The sequence below is a fragment of the Telluria sp. LT2P34 genome, from assembly GCF_059685915.1.
The window spans coordinates 273,584-289,326 of the sequence record NZ_JCASIN010000005.1 but is presented as its reverse complement, the minus strand read 5'-3'; the positions used below and the strand labels follow the sequence as shown (position 1 = coordinate 289,326).

The window sequence follows — 15,743 nt, the reverse complement described above, 5'->3', positions numbered from 1 at the left end:
ACTTTGAAGAGAGGGGCAATTAGCCGTTGATCGAAACCACTTGGATTTCGGTGAAGTTCTGGCGGTGGCCCTGACGCTTCTGGTAGTGCTTACGACGACGCATCTTGAAAATGCGGACCTTGTCGTGGCGACCATGCGAAATGACCTTCACCAGCACCGTTGCACCATCTACCAGGGGAGCACCAAACTTGATGCTCTCGCCCGCGCCAACGGCGAGGACCTGATCGATTGTGAGTTCGGAACCAATGTCTGCCGGTATCTGTTCTACTTTAAGTTTTTCGCCAGCGACAACTTTATACTGCTTGCCACCGGTTTTTATGACCGCGTACATGATTGAAAACCTCATCAATTGTTTAATAAAAATCCCTGCGGCGACGCTTGCGTCGTGCTTCTCTGGTGCCGGGGAACAGGGAATTATACACGGATCGACACGGTGCGTCAAAAGCCGGCTTCGTCCGCGAATGCGCGTGGCATTGCGGCAACGTAGCCCGGCCGCCCGCAAAATCGGCCCCGCGCCCGGGCACACGCGACACTTGGCCAAATGGCACGGCTTATGCTTGCATGACGTATAATCGCCCCCACTTCCCCGCACATCAACCGCATATCAACGTTATCGCAGGTTCGCCTTGTCCGCCGCTACCCCTCCAGCACAACAGAACAACATTACCCAATCGATCGCCGCCGACATGGATGCGGTCAACACGGTAATCCGCCAGCGCCTGCATTCGGAAGTGAGCCTGGTCAACCAGATCGCGGAATACATCATCAGCGCCGGCGGCAAGCGCATCCGTCCGGTATTGGTGCTGCTGTTTGCCAATGCCCACGGTTATCGTGGAAGCGCGCACCACGAGCTGGCCGCCGTCGTCGAGTTCATCCACACCGCCACCCTGCTGCACGACGACGTCGTCGACGAGTCCTCGATGCGCCGCGGCCGCCAGACCGCCAACGCGCTGTTCGGGAATGCCGCTTCGGTGCTGGTCGGCGACTTCCTGTATTCGCGCTCTTTCCAGATGATGGTGAGCCTCGAAAACATGCGCGTCATGCAGATCCTGTCGGACGCGACCAACGTCATCGCCGAAGGTGAAGTGCTGCAGCTGCTGAACATGCACGACCCGGACGTGTCGCACGAAAGCTACCTGAACGTGATCCGTTCGAAAACGGCCAAGCTGTTCGAGGCGGCCGCCGAGCTGGGCGCGCTGGTGGCAGGCGCCAGCAAGGAACAGGTGGCGGCGGCCGGCGAATACGGGCGCTCACTCGGCACCGCGTTCCAGCTGATCGACGACGTGCTCGACTATGCCGGCGACGCCGCCGAGATCGGCAAGAACGTCGGCGACGACCTGCGCGAGGGCAAACCCACCCTGCCCCTGATCTACCTGATGGAACACGGCACGCCTGAACAGCGCGAACTGGTGCGCGCCTGCATCGAGCAGGGTGACGAGCAGCATTTCGATGCCGTGCTGGCCGCCGTCACCGCCAGTGGCGCGCTCGACTACACCCGGCGCGAAGCGGAAGCCGCGGGCCGCCGTGCGGCCGAATCCATCGCCGGCTTGCCCGACAGCGTCTACAAGCAGAGCCTGCTCCAGCTGTGCAGCTTCGCTGTTGACAGGAACCACTGAGAATATTTAAGATTGGGGCTATCCCTGAGGTGCCGGAATGCGGCGCCTCGAACCCAGTCGGGGTGTAGCTTAGCCCGGTAGAGCGCTACGTTCGGGACGTAGAGGCCGGAGGTTCGAATCCTCTCACCCCGACCAGAACTTCCTTCTGATAAGACAGTCAGCGACAGCCTGGCTGTTTTCTTTTCTGGACGCAAAAAAAGCCGGCAGAGCCGGCTTTTTGCTGATGTTACCGACGAGGCTTAAGGAGCGATGCCGACGGTGTGGTTCAGGTTGTTGAAGCCGGTAGCCGCTTCCCAGGTGCCGGTATTGGCCAGCTGGATCGAGTACTCCGGACGGTTGCTCAGCGACGCCATCGGATCAGGCAGGTTCAAGAGCAGCGAATACGTGCCTTTGACCATGGCGGCCGGCAATGTCACGGTCTGGTTGATCGCTGTGGTCTGGTTTGCACCCCAACGACGTGGGTCGGTCGCCAGCTTGACGCGGTAGAGTGCGCCGCTTGCCGTATTGCGGAACACCAGTTCCACGTTACGTGCATTGAACGGTGCGGCCCAGCCGGCATTCAGCATCTGCAGGTTCACGGTGAAACCACCGCCCGGCTTGGCGCTGCTCGAATACGCGCCGCTCTTCAGGACAAAGCGATAGCCCAGCTTTTGATCGACCTGGGTGAAGCAGCCCTGGCTTCTCCACTTGTCCAGCACGGTGACGTTGTAGTCCAGGTTCAGGTAGGACCAGTGGAAACGCGTCATTTCGCTGATGGCGGTCGGGCAATCGCTGCGCGGCGCCGAGTAGCCGCAGGTCTCGCCGCCCGAGGCCACGTAGTTGGTCTCGGCGATCAGGTAAGGGAATTCCACCGACGGATTGATGTAGGTGCCGTAGTCGGACGAATTCGACAGGAAGCAATCGTTGTGGTGTCCGAGGCGTGCCTTGGCGGTGCCGGTGAAGGCTTCGGCCGCGGTCAGCGCGGTCGGGGTGTACAGCTTGGTCTTGAACAGCGGCATGCGCAACTGCACCATGCGTTCGGCAGGCACGACCGCCAGCAGCTTGTCGACCACCGATTTACGGTCGGCGATGTTTTTCGCCGTCATGTTGTAGCTGTCGCCGTAGTTGTTGGTGTTGCCCCACTCGCCCCAGGCGCCGATCAGGCCGGCCTGCACGACGGTGATGATGTCCTTGTTGGCCGCGAGGTAGGGAGCGAGCTGGGTCAGGTGGGTGTTGACCATGGCCGGCGTCGCATCGACAGGCGAATTGGCATCGTTGTAGGCGAAGCGGATGATCGCTTTCAAACCGGCCTTGCGCACCGTGTCCATTTGCGTCTGGAACAGGGTCAGCGTGGCCTGGTTGATCGGCGAGTTCACGAAGTTGCGGAGATAGAACACGCACAGCATCAGCGATTCGCCGCCCGAGGTGCGGTAGCTGGTCAGCTGGCTCTGGCTCAGTGGCGTCTCGCAGCCGACGTGGCGATAGAAACCGCGCTCGGGGTTGGTGATGACTGCCGTGCTGGCCGTGTAATTGACCGGGACCGTGACGCCTGGTGGCGGCGTCGGGGTTGGCGTCGGGGTCGGCGTTGGCGTCGGCGTCGGCGTTGGGGTCGGGGTTAGCGTCGGCGTCGGGGTCGGGGTCGGCGTCGGCGTTGGCGTTGGGGTCGGCGTTGGCGTCGGGGTTGGCGTCGGGGCCGCCGTCGTAAAGACGTGGCGGATGACAGGCGACACGACTGACGGTGCATCGCTTTGCGTGACGAGGTTGATGCCGGCGGTCGTGGAGGCGCCGATATCGGCGCGGGCTACGGTCAATGCGTCGGCGGCGCCAAAGAAACCGTCATGGTCGATCACTGCGTGAAACATCTTCCACTGCTTCAGGCTGATTCGCAGGTTCCTCGCCTTCGGCGACGTGGTTTCCGCGCTCATCGACGGGCCGTCGAACTCACGTGACTTCACGGGGCTCGACACACCATCCATTGGTCCGGTCATTTTCACTTTGTGTACCTGCCAATCGTCATGATTGCGTGCGATGTTTTCATGCGCTCTGGATTGCCCCGGATGCTGCATGGCCACGCCCACCGAGCGATGGACGCAAAAAAAAGTTACCTGAAAGCACATATCCTTTCCACTATATTAAGCAATCAGCCCGGCAGGGGCACTGCGCACGCTCAAGCAGGGCCCGCGGTGGCATGTCCTGTCACAGGCTCTCTGACCTGCGTTACGGCCTGTCGACGTCGGATAATTCGCAGGCAATCACCCCCCTTGCATGGTGGCTGCGCTAGAATGCATTCGCATTTTCTAGCCGGAAAGCACTCCCTTTCACCCACCAGACACCACGATGCGACTTCCTGCACTGAGTTTCCTTATCGCGCTGACGGCACTCCCGGCAGCGGCCGCACCCACATCCGCACCCACACCGATCAGCCTCGACCAGGCCATGGCTCACCCGGACTGGATCGGCAATCCAGCCGAACAGGCATGGTGGAGCTGGGACGGCAGGAGTGTGTATTTCAAGCAGAAGCGCACGGGCTCGAACCTGCGCGATACCTTCCTGGCCAACGAGAAAGGACCGCGCAAGGTGGCCGACGCCGAACTGGCCAAGCTCGACAGCCCGGCGGTGGTCTACGACCGCAAGCACACCCGCATGATCATGGTGCGCAATGGCGACCTGTTCGAGCGTGACCTGAAAAGCGGCGCGCTGGTGCAGATCACGCGCGGCGTCAAGGCCGAAGAACCGCAGTTCTCCAGCGATGAGCGTGCGGTGCAGTTCCGCGTCGGCCACGACTGGTTCAGCTGGGACCGCGCCAGCCGCCTGCAGGCGCCGGCCGCACTGCCGCGCGCAGCCAAGGACCCGGCCGCGCTCGAGCCGGACGCGCTGCGCGACATGCAGCTGCGCCTGATCGCCACCCTGAAGCGCGCGAAGGACGAGCGCGATGCCGGCCGTGCCCGTCTCGAGGAAGAGCGCCGCGCCGATCCGACCCGTGCGCCGGCCCCGTTCTACCTGGGCGACAAAGTGACGATCGAAGGCAGTGCGCTGTCCCCGGACGGGCGCTGGCTGGTCGTGGTAACCGCCGCCAAGGGGGGCGACAAGGGCCGCGTCGGCAAGATGCCGCGCTACGTGACCGAATCGGGCTACGAAGAGATGGACGACGAGCGCACCCGCGTCGGCCGCAACAACCCGGCCCCGCACGCCCTGAAACTGATCGACCTGGCGACCAACCGGATCCAGGACCTGAGCTTCGACACGCTGCCCGGCATCGCGACCGACCCGCTGGCGCAACTGCGCGCCACGGCCAAGCTCGATCCCTTGAAGGGCAATCGCCCCCTGCGCATCACCGACGGTGGCGACGCGGTCCAATGGAGCGCCGATGGCCAGCTTGCAGCAGTGATGCTGCGCGCGGTGGACAACAAGGACCGCTGGATCGCCACCATCGATTTCAAGGCGGCCAAGCTGAAACCGGCGCATCGCTTGACCGACGAAGCCTGGGTCAACTACGACAACAGCGATTTCGGCTGGCTGCCTGACAACCGCACGCTGTGGTACGTGTCCGAGGAAAGCGGTTACGCGCACCTGTATCTGCAAGACCCCGCCGGCCAGGCGCGCGCCCTCACCAGCGGCAAGTGGGAAGCCGGCGACGTGCGCTGGAACGTCGACGGCAGCACCGCCTACATGCTCTGCAACCGCAAGAACCCGGGCAGCTATGAAGTATGCGCGGTGAACGCCAAGGATGGCGCGACGCGCGAAGTGACTGCCCTGGAGGGTGTGGAACGCTTTGTGCTGGCGCCCGACGAACGCAAGCTGCTGGTCCACTATTCGACGAGCTACATGCCGGCGCAACTGGCCACCGTCGCCGTGACCGGCGGCGCGGCCGCCAAGTTGACCGACACCCGCAATGCCGAATACAAGGCGCGCGCGTGGATCCAGCCCGAGTACGTCGCGGTGCCGTCGAGCGACGGCGGCGACCCGGTGTGGTCGAAGCTGTACCGCCCGACCACGATGGAGCCTGGTAAAAAATATCCGGTGGTGATGTTCGTGCACGGCGCCGGCTACCTGCAGAACACGACCAAGCGCTTCCCTGTTTACTTCCGCGAGCAGATGTTCCACAACCTGCTGGTCGAAAAAGGTTATGTCGTGCTCGACATGGACTACCGTGCCTCGAAGGGTTACGGCCGCAAATGGCGCACGGCGATCTACCGCCAGATGGGCCACCCGGAACTGGTCGATTACCAGGACGGCGTGAAGTACATGGTCGCCAACCACCAGGGCGATGCGGCCAACGTCGGCATCTACGGCGGCAGCTACGGCGGCTTCATGACTTTCATGGCGCTGATGCGCGCACCGGAGATGTTCAAGTCCGGCGCCGCCCTGCGCCCGGTGACCGACTGGACCAGTTACAACCACGATTACACCGCGAACATCCTGAATACGCCTGACCTCGATCCGCAGGCCTACAAGGTCTCGTCGCCGATCGAATACGCCGACAAGCTGCAGGGGAACCTGCTGATCGCGCACGGCATGGTCGACGATAACGTGTTCTACCAGGACTCTGTACGCATGGCCCAGCGCCTGATCGAGCTGAAAAAAGATAACTGGGAACTGGCCAGCTATCCGCTCGAACGCCATGCCTACACCCAGCCGGAAAGCTGGTTCGACCAGTACCGCCGGATCTACAAGCTGTTCGAGCGTACGCTCAAGCAGTAGTCGCAGGCAGCGCGCCAAGCGAGCGCCCTTCGGGGCGCTTTTTGTTTTACTGTGCTCTCCTTTGCGCCAACTTCTCTCGACCGCATGCGACCAGCTTCCAGCCCTGCCCGCCTCCTTCTCTGCCTGCTCGCCCTTGCCGCCAGCGCCGTCCAGGCGCAGGACAACAAAACGGCTGCCGACGATCCCGGCTTCATTGGCCTGCCCGTCACCGGTGCGCTCGACTCGACCCGTGTGCTGTCCGAACGCCACGGCGCCGATCCGTCGGCCCGAGACAACAAGTCTGGCGCCAGGCAGCCGGCCGCGAAAAACGGCGCCGCGATTCCCGCAGGCGGCATCACCGCCGTCGTGATCGAGAACACCGGGCGCGGCGCTCAGTCGAACGTGCCGGTCACCTTCGGCCAGGTCTTCGCTCCTGGCGACCTGCCGCGCGGGACGGACCTGGTCGGCAAGCTGGCGGACGGCGCCTCGCTGCCGCTGCAGATGGATGTCAAGGCCACCCACCCCGACGGGTCGGTACGCCACGCCGTCATCTCGACCCTCCTGCCGCAGCTCGGCGAAGGCAGGGACATCGCCATTGCCCTGGTCAAGGGCGCGAAGAAAAAAGCGGCACCCGCCATGCAAGCTGGTGCCGCAGGCGATACCATCCTTGAGGTGGTCATCGACGGCAAGCGTTACAGCGCCTCGGCCGACGCCCTCCTGAAGGGACGAACACGGCAAACCTGGCTCGATGGGCCGGTGGTAACTGAACTGCAGGCGGCCGGGCCGCTGGTCGATGTCAAAGGCCAGCCCCATCCGCACCTGGCGGCGCGGTTCGCGATCCGCTGGTATGGCGCGGCAGGCAAGGCACGGGTCGACGTCACGGTCGAAAACGCCTGGGCATTCGAGCCCGATCCTCAGAACATCACCTATGACGTAACGCTCAGCGTGGGCGGCAAGCCGATCTACAAGCAGCAGAAGCTGACCCACCTGCACCATGCGCGGTGGCGCAAGGTCGGCTGGCTCGGCGACGCTCCAGAGCTGCACCTGCGCCACGACACCACCTACCTGATCGCCTCCCGCGCGGTGCCCAACTACGACCGCTCGGTGGCGGTGCGCGGCGATCTACTCGCCGCACTGGCCTCGAGCTGGAACGGCCCGAAGACGCAGCCGATGGGGGTCGGCCAGGCCGTGCCCGCGATGCCCGGCACGGGTGGGCGCATCGACATCGGGCTGCTGCCCGGCTGGGCCGCCGCCTACCTTCTCAGCATGGACGCGCGCGCCAAGATGGTCACGCTCGGCACCGCCGACCTGGCCGGCAGCTGGCCGATACACTACCGCGACAAGCGCACCGGCTTGCCCGTCAGCGTGCTGGATTTTCCTTACATGACGCTGCTCGGCAATCATGGCGACACCCTCAACCCGAAGACCGGCAAGTACGAGGCCTTTCCCGCCTGCCGCAAGGACATGTGCGCCTCCCCTCTCATTCCGGACACCCCGCACCAGCCGGGCTTTGCCTACCTGCCCTACCTCGTCACCGGCGACCATTACTACCTCGAAGAGCTGCAGTTCTGGGCCATGTACAACGTCTTCGTCGACAATCCCGGCTACCGCAAGGATAGCCGCGGCTTGCTGGCGCCGGACCAGGTGCGCGGCCAGGCATGGAGCCTGCGCACCCTGGGCCAGGCCGCCTACATCACGCCCGACAGCCATCCGCTCAAGCGCCACCTGAACACCTTCCTCGACAATAACCTGGACTGGTACAACGCCGAGTACACCCGCAACCCCAACGCGAACAAGCTGGGCGTCATCGTCAACGGCTACTCGGTGGTGTACAACGGGGGCACCGGGCTCGCGCCCTGGCAGGACGATTTCTTCACCTCGGCCGTGGGACTGGTGGCGGAACTGGGTTTCAAGGCAGCCGAGCCGCTGCTGAAGTGGAAGGCGCGCTTCCCGGTCGCGCGCATGACCGGCGACGGCGCCTGCTGGACAGAAGCTGCTAACTACACCTACACGGTGCGCACGACGTCGTCGGCTCCGTATTTCGACTCGATTCGCCAGGCCTACGCCGCCACCGTCGGACCCGAGATCGCCGCCCTGCCCTGCGCCAGCAGCAAGATGGCAGCCGCCCTGAAAAGGCCCATCGGTGACATGGGGGGCTATGCCGCCGAACCGATCGGCTTCCCCTCGAACATGCAGCCGGCACTGGCCTATGCCGCCGGCGTCAGTGGCGAAGCCGGACGCAAGGCCTGGGCGCAGTTCATGGCACGCACCGTCAAGCCCGATTACGGCAGGGAGCCGCAGTTCGCGATCGTGCCGCGCTGAACCCGCGCCGTCCCTCGCAAACGACGTAAATCATTACAACTTGTAACTGCAATTGCATTACCAAAGTGACTATCGCATCTTGTACGAACAATAATTTTTACAAGGTGATGTCATGAGACGCTTCTCCAGCATGCTGCCCGCGATGGCAGCTGCTTCCCTGTTGCTGGCTGCCTGCGGCACCGCGCCGGATCCCGCCCGGCAAGCGCAGCAGCAACAGCAAGCGCAGCAACAGCAGCAATTGCAGCAACTGCAGAAGGAGTGGGTGACCGTCAGCGGTTCATCGATTCTGCCTTCGAACAGCTACGCACCGGCGCCGATGCTGACGCGCAGGTCGATGGCGCCAGCGCCGATGTTCATGCCCGGCATGGACAAATTCCCCGACAAGGCGGCCAACAGCGTCGTACTGGTCGAGGAGCAGCCGGTCTCCACCTTCAGTTCGGACGTCGACACGGCCTCCTACGCCTTCGTGCGGCGTCAGCTCAACGAAGGCCGGATACCGCCCCCGGACGCAGTACGGGTCGAGGAAATGGTGAACTACTTCCCCTACAACTACGCGCGCCCGGCCACCCGCAGCGACGCTTTCGCGGTGACGACCGAGGTGATGCCCAGCCCCTGGAAAGCAGGAAACCAGCTGCTCCACATCGCCGTGCGCGGCGTCGACATGAAGGCGGACGAGCGGCCCGCGATGAACGTGGTGCTGCTGGTCGACGTCTCCGGGTCGATGGCGCCGGCGGACCGCCTGCCCCTCCTGAAACAGGGTTTCCGCCTGTTCGCGGAAGGGCTGCGCCCCCAGGACCGGGTCGCCATCGTCACCTATGCAAACGGCACCGCGGTGGCGCTCGAGCCCACCACGGGACGGGACAAGCACAAGATCATCGCCGCCATCGATGCCCTTGGCGCGGGCGGCGGCACGGCCGGCGCCGAGGGCCTCCAGCGCGCCTATGCGCTGGCCGAGCGCCACTTCGACGCCCAGGCCGTGAACCGGGTGATCCTCGCCACCGACGGCGATTTCAACATCGGCATCAGGGATCCGCGCCAGCTGGAATCCTTCATCGCGGGCAAGCGCAAGAGCGGCGTTTACCTGTCCGTCTTCGGCGTCGGCAGCGGCAACCTGAACGACGCGCTGATCCAGCGCTTGACCCAGTCGGGCAACGGCAACGCGGCCTACATCGACTCCCTGCTCGAGGCGCGCAAGGCCCTGCAGGAGGAGCTTGGCTCGACCATGGTCCCGATCGCGAACGACGTCAAGATGCAGGTCGAGTTCAACCCGGCCCAGGTCGCGGCTTACCGGCTGATCGGCTACGAGACGCGCATGCTGAACCGCCAGGACTTCAAGGACGACAAGGTCGACGCCGGCGACATGGGCGCCGGCCATACCGTCACCGCCATCTACGAGATCACCCCTGCCGCGAGTAAAGGGCAGCTGGTCGACCCGCTGCGCTATGGCGAGGGCCAGCCGGCCAAGCCGGCGCCGAAGGGTGGCGAACTGTGCTTCGTGCGGGTGCGCTACAAGCGGCCGGGCGAGTCGGCCAGCCGCCTGGTCGAGCGTCCGGTGCTGGCCCGTTCGGCACGTGCGACCCTGGAATCGGTCCCGCTTGAGCAGCGCTTCGCCGTTGCCGTCGCCGCATTCGGCCAGCGCCTGCGCGGCGAACAGCAGGTGGCGGACTATTCGTTTGCCGAGATCGGCGCCCTGGCCAACGCCGCGCGCGGCGCCGACAGCGAGGGTTATCGCGCCGAATTCGTCAAGCTGGTGCGGATGGCGGAATCGCTGGGCAAGGCGGGGGCGACCGGGCAGCCTTAGACCGCCAGCACATCCAGCAGCGTCAGGGCGATCACCTTGGTCGCCTTGCGCAAATCCTCCAGCGCCAGCCGCTCGTCCGCCTTCTTCGCATTCGATTCCGGCACCGTGCGCGGGCCGGCGCCGTACATCACCGCCGGGATCCCACGCTCGCCATACAGGCGCGCGTCGGCATACAGCGGCGTACCAAGCGCCGGCACCGCTTCGCCCAGCACGGCCTGCGCATGGCGCTGCAGGCTCGCCACCAGCGCCTCCGACCCCGGCAAGGGACGCAGGGCCTGCGACAGCAGCAGGCGCCGGATCTCGACGCGGATGCCGGGCAGTCCCTTGACCGCATCCTCGATCAGCGCGCGCACCCCGGCCTCCACCGCCACCGGGTCTTCTTCGGGGATCATGCGCCGGTCCATTTTCAGCACCACCTTGCCCGGCACGACATTCGTGTTCGTGCCGCCATCGATGCGCCCGACCAGCATCGTCGGCGAGTCGATGCCCGCCACCTGGGACTTGATCTTTTTCAGTTCGGGCAGCTGGCCGTAGATCGCATTCAGCACGCGCGTGGCGGCCTGCAGCGCGTCGTGCGCCGTCTCCGGCATGGCGCCGTGGCCGGCCTTGCCATGCACCGTCACTTCGAGCTGCAGGCAGGCGTTATGGGCAGTGACGATGGCGTAGCTGAAGCCGGCGGCAATCACCATGTCGGGTTTGGTCAGGCCCTGCTCCAGCAGCCAGCCCGGCCCGAGCAGCCCGCCGAACTCCTCGTCATACGTAAAGTGCAGCTCAATTCCCCCCTTTAACAGCGCGCCGAGCGATTCCAGCGCGCGCACGGCGAAGATATAGGTGGCGAAATCGCTTTTCGAGACCGCCGCGGCGCGCCCGTAAAGGAAGCCATCCTCGATCTGCGCACCATAGGGCGGTCGGCTCCAGCCCTCGCCCGGCGGCACCACGTCGCCATGGGCGTTCAGGGCCACCGTCGGGCCGCCTGGCGCATACGGACGGCGCACGATCAGGTTGGTGATGCTTTCCATGCCGTAGTCGTGAACAAGCCGGGGCGGCACGGCATGGCGCTCGGCTTCCCAGCCCCAGGCCTGCACCATGCCGGCCACGGCCTCGGCGTGCGGCGCGTTGTTGCCGGGCGGGGTATCGGTCGGAATGCGCACCACGCCCTGGAGGAAGGCGACTTGTTCGTCGAAGTGGGCGTCGATCCAGTCGAGGATCTGCTGTTGTTGTGCTTCGGTCGTCATGGTTGTTGTCCCGTCTTTGCGCCTGCTTCGAACCAGGCGCCGACCTGCGCCCGTTCGGCATCGGTCATGTTGGTCAGGTTCGCCAGCGGCATGGCTTTCAGTTGCACGGTCTGCTGGTAGATGCGCGCGGCGTGCTGGGCGATGTGCTGCGGCGAGTCGAGCAGCACGCCCGCCGGCGCGGTGGCGAAACCGGGCTGAGTCGGCTGCGCCGCATGACAGCTCACGCAGCGCTGGTCGACGATGGCTTTTACCTGCGTGAAGCGGGCGGCGTGGTCGACACCTGCGGACGCCACCTGCGCCGGCGGCGCTTTGGGGGCAATCAGCACTGCCAGCACGGCCAGCAATGCGACGCCGGCGGCCGGATACTTCCACTCGATGCGGCCCCTGTGGCGCAGGTTGAAGAAGTGACGGATCAGCACACCGGCCGCCATCACGGTGGCGAGCACGGCCCAGGCATGGCGGTGGTTATACGTCATCGCGTAGTGGTTGCTGATCATCAGGAACAGCACCGGCAGCGTGAAATAATTGTTGTGGACCGAGCGCTGCTTGGCCTTGATGCCGTAGACCGGGTCGGGCTGCTGCCCCGCCATCATCGCGCCCACCATCTTGCGCTGGCCGGGAATGATCACGTGCGCCACGTTGGCGACCATGATGGTGCCGATCATCGCACCGATGTGCAGGTAGGCGGCGCGGCCGCTGAGCAGGTGCGTCAGCACATAGCTCGCGCCGACCAGGAGCGCGAAAATCACCACGCCAAAGGCCAGGTCGTGTTTGCCGAGCGGGGACTTGCAGAGCAGGTCGTACACCAGCCAGCCGGCGACCAGGCTGCCCAGGCCAATGCCGACCGCCTGCCAGCTGGTGAGCTCGAGCACGCTGCGGTCGACCATCATCGCCTGCGCGTTCAGGTAATACACGATCACCAGCAGCGCGAAGCCCGACAGCCAGGTCGAATACGCTTCCCACTTGAACCAGTGCAGTTCCTTCGGTAGTTCCTTTGGTGCGACCAGGTATTTTTGCGGGTTGTAGAAGCCGCCGCCGTGCACCGCCCATAGTTCGCCGGCCACGCCTTTTTGCGCCAGTTCCGAACCCGGCGCGGGCGGGCGGATGGTGTTGTCGAGCCAGACGAAATAGAACGAAGCCCCGATCCAGGCGATGCCCGTGATGATGTGCAGCCAGCGCAACAGCAGGTTGAGCCATTCGAGGCCGTAGGGCGCCAGGTATCCGAACACGTCCATGCACTATCCTTGTAGCAAATATTAGTCGCAGTAATTCAGCGAAGATAAACCGATTTCATTTTGTACAACATGAAAGATACCGTATATTCGACATAATCGAACGGATATACGTAAAGACATTTTTCGACATGGCCGCCCTGCCGCAGCACCTCGACTTGCACCTGATCCGCATCCTCTACCTGCTGCTGGTCGAGAAAAACGTTTCGCGCGTCGCGCTCAAGCTGAATCAGCCGCAACCGTCGATCTCGGCTTCGCTGCGCAAACTGCGCGAGCTGACCGGGGACCCGCTGCTGGTGCGCGGCGCGCGCGGCATGGTGCCGACCCAGCACGGCGAAAGCCTGCTGAAACCCGCCAAGCGCATCCTCGACGAAACCGAAAGCCTGTTCGTCAAGAAGTCGCCCTTCGTGCCCGAGGAAGCGGCGCGTACCTTCCACATCGCGGCCCCGGACTACCTCGACACCCAGTTCCTGCCCAACGTGGTGGCCGCCGTGCGCCGCGGCTCGCCCAACAGCCGGGTCGCCATCCACGGCATGGGCGCAGGCACCGACTACCTGCGCATGCTGTCCGACGGCGACATGGACCTGGTCATCGCCAACTGGGACGAGCCGCCCGCCCACCTGCATATCTCGAAACTGTTCGAAGACCCGATCGTCTGCACCATGCGCGCCGACAGCCCGTATGCGCGCAGGACCGGCGTCGACGCCATGACTGTCGAAGACTATCTCAGCCTGCCCCACGTGGCGCCGACGCAGACCCTGCCCGGCTACCATGGCGTCATCGACTCCTTCCTGGCGCGCTCGGGCATGCAGCGCAGGATCGCGGTCGAGTCGCCGTATTTCGGGCTGATCCCCTACATGCTCACGCAAACCGACCTGGTGCTGACCACCGGCCGCCAGTTCATGCGCGCCTACGAAAAAACCCTGCCCCTGAAAACCTTCACGATGCCGATCAAGTTTCCGCCGATGCGCTTCTATCAGCTGTGGCACGAGCGCGTGCACGGCTCGCCCGAACACAAGTGGCTGCGCGACCAGGTCAGCCAGGCGGCGCGCACACTGGTGCAACACTAGGACCGTTCCATCGAGAGAGGCCTTCATGACGACCCTTGCAAGCCTGAACACCCTTGACGCCGCCGCCTTCGTTGCAAAGCTCGACGGCATCTACGAGCATTCGCCCTGGATCCCCGAACGGGCGTTTGCCAGGCGCCCGTTCGCCAGCGTCGCCGCGCTCAAGTATGCGCTGACCGAGACCGTCAACCAGGCCAGCGAGGAAGAACGCCTGCAGCTGCTGCGCGCGCACCCGGAACTGGCCGGCAAGGCAGCGATTGCCGGCGAGCTGACCCAGGAGTCCAGGGGCGAACAGGCTGCGTCGGGCCTGAACCTGTGCAGTCCTGAAGAATACGCGCGCCTGCACCAGCTCAACGCGGACTACAACGCGAAGTTCGGCTTTCCCTTCATCCTGGCGGTCAAGGGGCCGACCGGAACCGGCCTGACGCGCAGCGCCATCGTCGAGACCTTCGCGCGGCGCCTGAAAAACGCCCGCGCCGACGAATTCGCCGAGGCCCTGCGCCAGGTACACCGCATTGCAGAAATCCGCCTGAACGCGCTGCTTGGCGTCACGCCGCAGCTCGGCGCCCAGGTGATGGACTGGTGCGAACACCTGGCGCAATGGAGCGATGCGGAGAACGGCCTGACCTGTGCCTACCTGACCCCGGCACATCAGCGTACCGCCGCCCAGATCGCACAATGGATGGCGAACGCCGGCATGCAAGCGCATATCGACGCCGTAGGCAACGTGGTCGGGCGCTACGCCGCCTTCGACCCGGATGCAAAGACGCTGATGACCGGCTCGCACTACGACACCGTGCGTAACGGCGGCAAGTACGATGGCCGCCTCGGCATCCTGCTGCCGATCGCGGTCGTCGCCCACCTGCATGCGCGCGGCGAACGCCTGCCCTTCCATCTCGAGGTGGTCGGCTTCGCGGAAGAGGAAGGCGTGCGGTTTCGCAGCACGTTTTTGGGGAGCAGCGCGATCACCGGCGGCTTCGATATGGCGCTGCTCGACGCGCTCGATGCCGACGGCGTATCGATGCGCGAAGCCTTGTGCCAGGCAGGCAGCGATCCTGCCGCCATCCCATCGATTGCGCGCAAGCCCGAAGACCTGCTCGGCTTCGTCGAAGTCCACATCGAACAGGGTCCGGTGCTGCTCGAACGCGCGCTGCCGGTCGGCGTGGTGACGGCGATTGTCGGCAGCTCGCGCTATCTGGTGGAGCTGACCGGCGTGGCCAGCCATGCCGGCACCACGCCGATGGGCATGCGGCGCGATGCCGCGGCTGCGGCCGCCGAGATCGTGCTGCTGGTCGAGCAGCGCTGCAGCGGCGTCGCCTCGCTGGTGGGCACCGTCGGCCAGCTCGAGGTGCCCGCCGGCTCGGTCAACGTGATCCCGGGCGCCTGCAAGCTGTCGCTCGACATCCGCGCGGCCGAGGACGCGCTGCGCCTGGCGGCGGTGGGCGACATCCTGGCCGGAATCAAGGCAATCTGCGCGCGGCGCGGCATCGAGGAAAAGCTGTCGAAGATCGTGGAAGCGCAAGCGGCGCCCTGTGCGCCGCGTTTGATGGGCCTGCTGGGCGCGGCCGTGGAGCGCCAGGGCGTGCCGCGTTTCGACCTGCTGTCCGGCGCCGGCCATGACGCGATGCAGATGGCCCAGCTCACCGAGGTCGCCATGCTGTTTACCCGCTGCGGCAACGGCGGCATCAGCCACAACCCGCTCGAAACGATGACGGCCGACGACGCCGAGCTGGCGGCGCAGGTGCTGCTCGACTTCCTGCGACACGTCCACTAAGCTGGAGTGAACAGAGTCGGCCCCGGAAACCGGTTCC

10 protein-coding genes and 1 tRNA gene are annotated in these 15,743 nt (G+C 64.8%); 7 read left to right on the top strand and 4 right to left on the bottom strand.

Translation table 11 applies throughout. The features are described 5' to 3' along the window. Nucleotides 1–19 precede the first annotated feature (19 nt). Nucleotides 20–331: a 50S ribosomal protein L21 gene (gene rplU / locus AC56KZ_RS15675; protein ID WP_497163146.1), complete on the bottom strand. Its 312-nt coding sequence runs from the start codon at nucleotides 329–331 to the stop codon at nucleotides 20–22. 295 nt (nucleotides 332–626) lie between these two features. On the opposite strand from rplU, the gene ispB reads away from it, so the two are divergent. After that, complete coding sequence (ispB, locus tag AC56KZ_RS15670; protein WP_497163106.1) at nucleotides 627–1,616, top strand: octaprenyl diphosphate synthase; 990 nt, start codon at nucleotides 627–629, stop codon at nucleotides 1,614–1,616. Nucleotides 1,617–1,674: 58 nt separating this feature from the next. Continuing rightward, nucleotides 1,675–1,751 (top strand) — tRNA-Pro (locus AC56KZ_RS15665). Between the two features lie 104 nt (nucleotides 1,752–1,855). Here AC56KZ_RS15665 and AC56KZ_RS15660 read toward each other — a convergent pair. Next, nucleotides 1,856–3,550 (bottom strand): DUF4832 domain-containing protein, encoded by a 1,695-nt coding sequence (locus AC56KZ_RS15660; protein WP_497163105.1) that lies wholly within the window; start codon nucleotides 3,548–3,550, stop codon nucleotides 1,856–1,858. Between the two features lie 382 nt (nucleotides 3,551–3,932). On the opposite strand from AC56KZ_RS15660, the gene AC56KZ_RS15655 reads away from it, so the two are divergent. The 3 genes from AC56KZ_RS15655 to AC56KZ_RS15645 all read left to right on the top strand — a co-directional run bounded on the left by AC56KZ_RS15655 (nucleotide 3,933) and on the right by AC56KZ_RS15645 (nucleotide 10,398). Then, nucleotides 3,933–6,296, top strand: coding sequence for a S9 family peptidase (locus AC56KZ_RS15655; protein ID WP_497163104.1), 2,364 nt, complete (start codon nucleotides 3,933–3,935; stop codon nucleotides 6,294–6,296). A gap of 84 nt (nucleotides 6,297–6,380) precedes the next feature. Beyond that, complete coding sequence (locus tag AC56KZ_RS15650; RefSeq protein WP_497163103.1) at nucleotides 6,381–8,597, top strand: RIFT barrel domain-containing protein; 2,217 nt, start codon at nucleotides 6,381–6,383, stop codon at nucleotides 8,595–8,597. 112 nt (nucleotides 8,598–8,709) lie between these two features. Next, complete coding sequence (locus AC56KZ_RS15645; RefSeq protein ID WP_497163102.1) at nucleotides 8,710–10,398, top strand: vWA domain-containing protein; 1,689 nt, start codon at nucleotides 8,710–8,712, stop codon at nucleotides 10,396–10,398. Here the strand turns inward: AC56KZ_RS15645 and AC56KZ_RS15640 are convergent. Further along, nucleotides 10,395–11,633: a M20/M25/M40 family metallo-hydrolase gene (locus tag AC56KZ_RS15640; RefSeq protein WP_497163101.1), complete on the bottom strand. Its 1,239-nt coding sequence runs from the start codon at nucleotides 11,631–11,633 to the stop codon at nucleotides 10,395–10,397. The genes AC56KZ_RS15645 and AC56KZ_RS15640 overlap by 4 nt on opposite strands. Beyond that, nucleotides 11,630–12,868, bottom strand: coding sequence for a urate hydroxylase PuuD (locus AC56KZ_RS15635; RefSeq protein WP_497163100.1), 1,239 nt, complete (start codon nucleotides 12,866–12,868; stop codon nucleotides 11,630–11,632). The genes AC56KZ_RS15640 and AC56KZ_RS15635 overlap by 4 nt, the downstream gene beginning before the upstream one ends. 128 nt (nucleotides 12,869–12,996) lie before the next feature. Between AC56KZ_RS15635 and AC56KZ_RS15630 the strand changes: the two genes are divergently transcribed. Together AC56KZ_RS15630 and AC56KZ_RS15625 are read left to right on the top strand one after the other, a co-directional pair. Then, a complete protein-coding gene (locus tag AC56KZ_RS15630) occupies nucleotides 12,997–13,935 on the top strand; it encodes a LysR substrate-binding domain-containing protein (protein WP_497163099.1) in 939 nt (312 codons plus the stop codon). A gap of 25 nt (nucleotides 13,936–13,960) precedes the next feature. Continuing rightward, on the top strand, nucleotides 13,961–15,706 hold the full coding sequence (locus AC56KZ_RS15625; protein ID WP_497163098.1) for an allantoate amidohydrolase: 1,746 nt from the start codon (nucleotides 13,961–13,963) through the stop codon (nucleotides 15,704–15,706). Nucleotides 15,707–15,743 lie beyond the last annotated feature (37 nt).

Bases quoted from the DNA above. Each gene is read 5' to 3' on its own strand.
- rplU (WP_497163146.1), bottom strand. From the start codon at position 331: ATGTACGCGGTCATAAAAACCGGTGGCAAGCAGTATAAAGTTGTCGCT.
- AC56KZ_RS15655 (WP_497163104.1), top strand. From the start codon at position 3,933: ATGCGACTTCCTGCACTGAGTTTCCTTATCGCGCTGACGGCACTCCCG.
- AC56KZ_RS15650 (WP_497163103.1), top strand. From the start codon at position 6,381: ATGCGACCAGCTTCCAGCCCTGCCCGCCTCCTTCTCTGCCTGCTCGCC.
- AC56KZ_RS15645 (WP_497163102.1), top strand. From the start codon at position 8,710: ATGAGACGCTTCTCCAGCATGCTGCCCGCGATGGCAGCTGCTTCCCTG.
- AC56KZ_RS15640 (WP_497163101.1), bottom strand. From the start codon at position 11,633: ATGACGACCGAAGCACAACAACAGCAGATCCTCGACTGGATCGACGCC.
- AC56KZ_RS15635 (WP_497163100.1), bottom strand. From the start codon at position 12,868: ATGGACGTGTTCGGATACCTGGCGCCCTACGGCCTCGAATGGCTCAAC.
- AC56KZ_RS15630 (WP_497163099.1), top strand. From the start codon at position 12,997: ATGGCCGCCCTGCCGCAGCACCTCGACTTGCACCTGATCCGCATCCTC.
- AC56KZ_RS15625 (WP_497163098.1), top strand. From the start codon at position 13,961: ATGACGACCCTTGCAAGCCTGAACACCCTTGACGCCGCCGCCTTCGTT.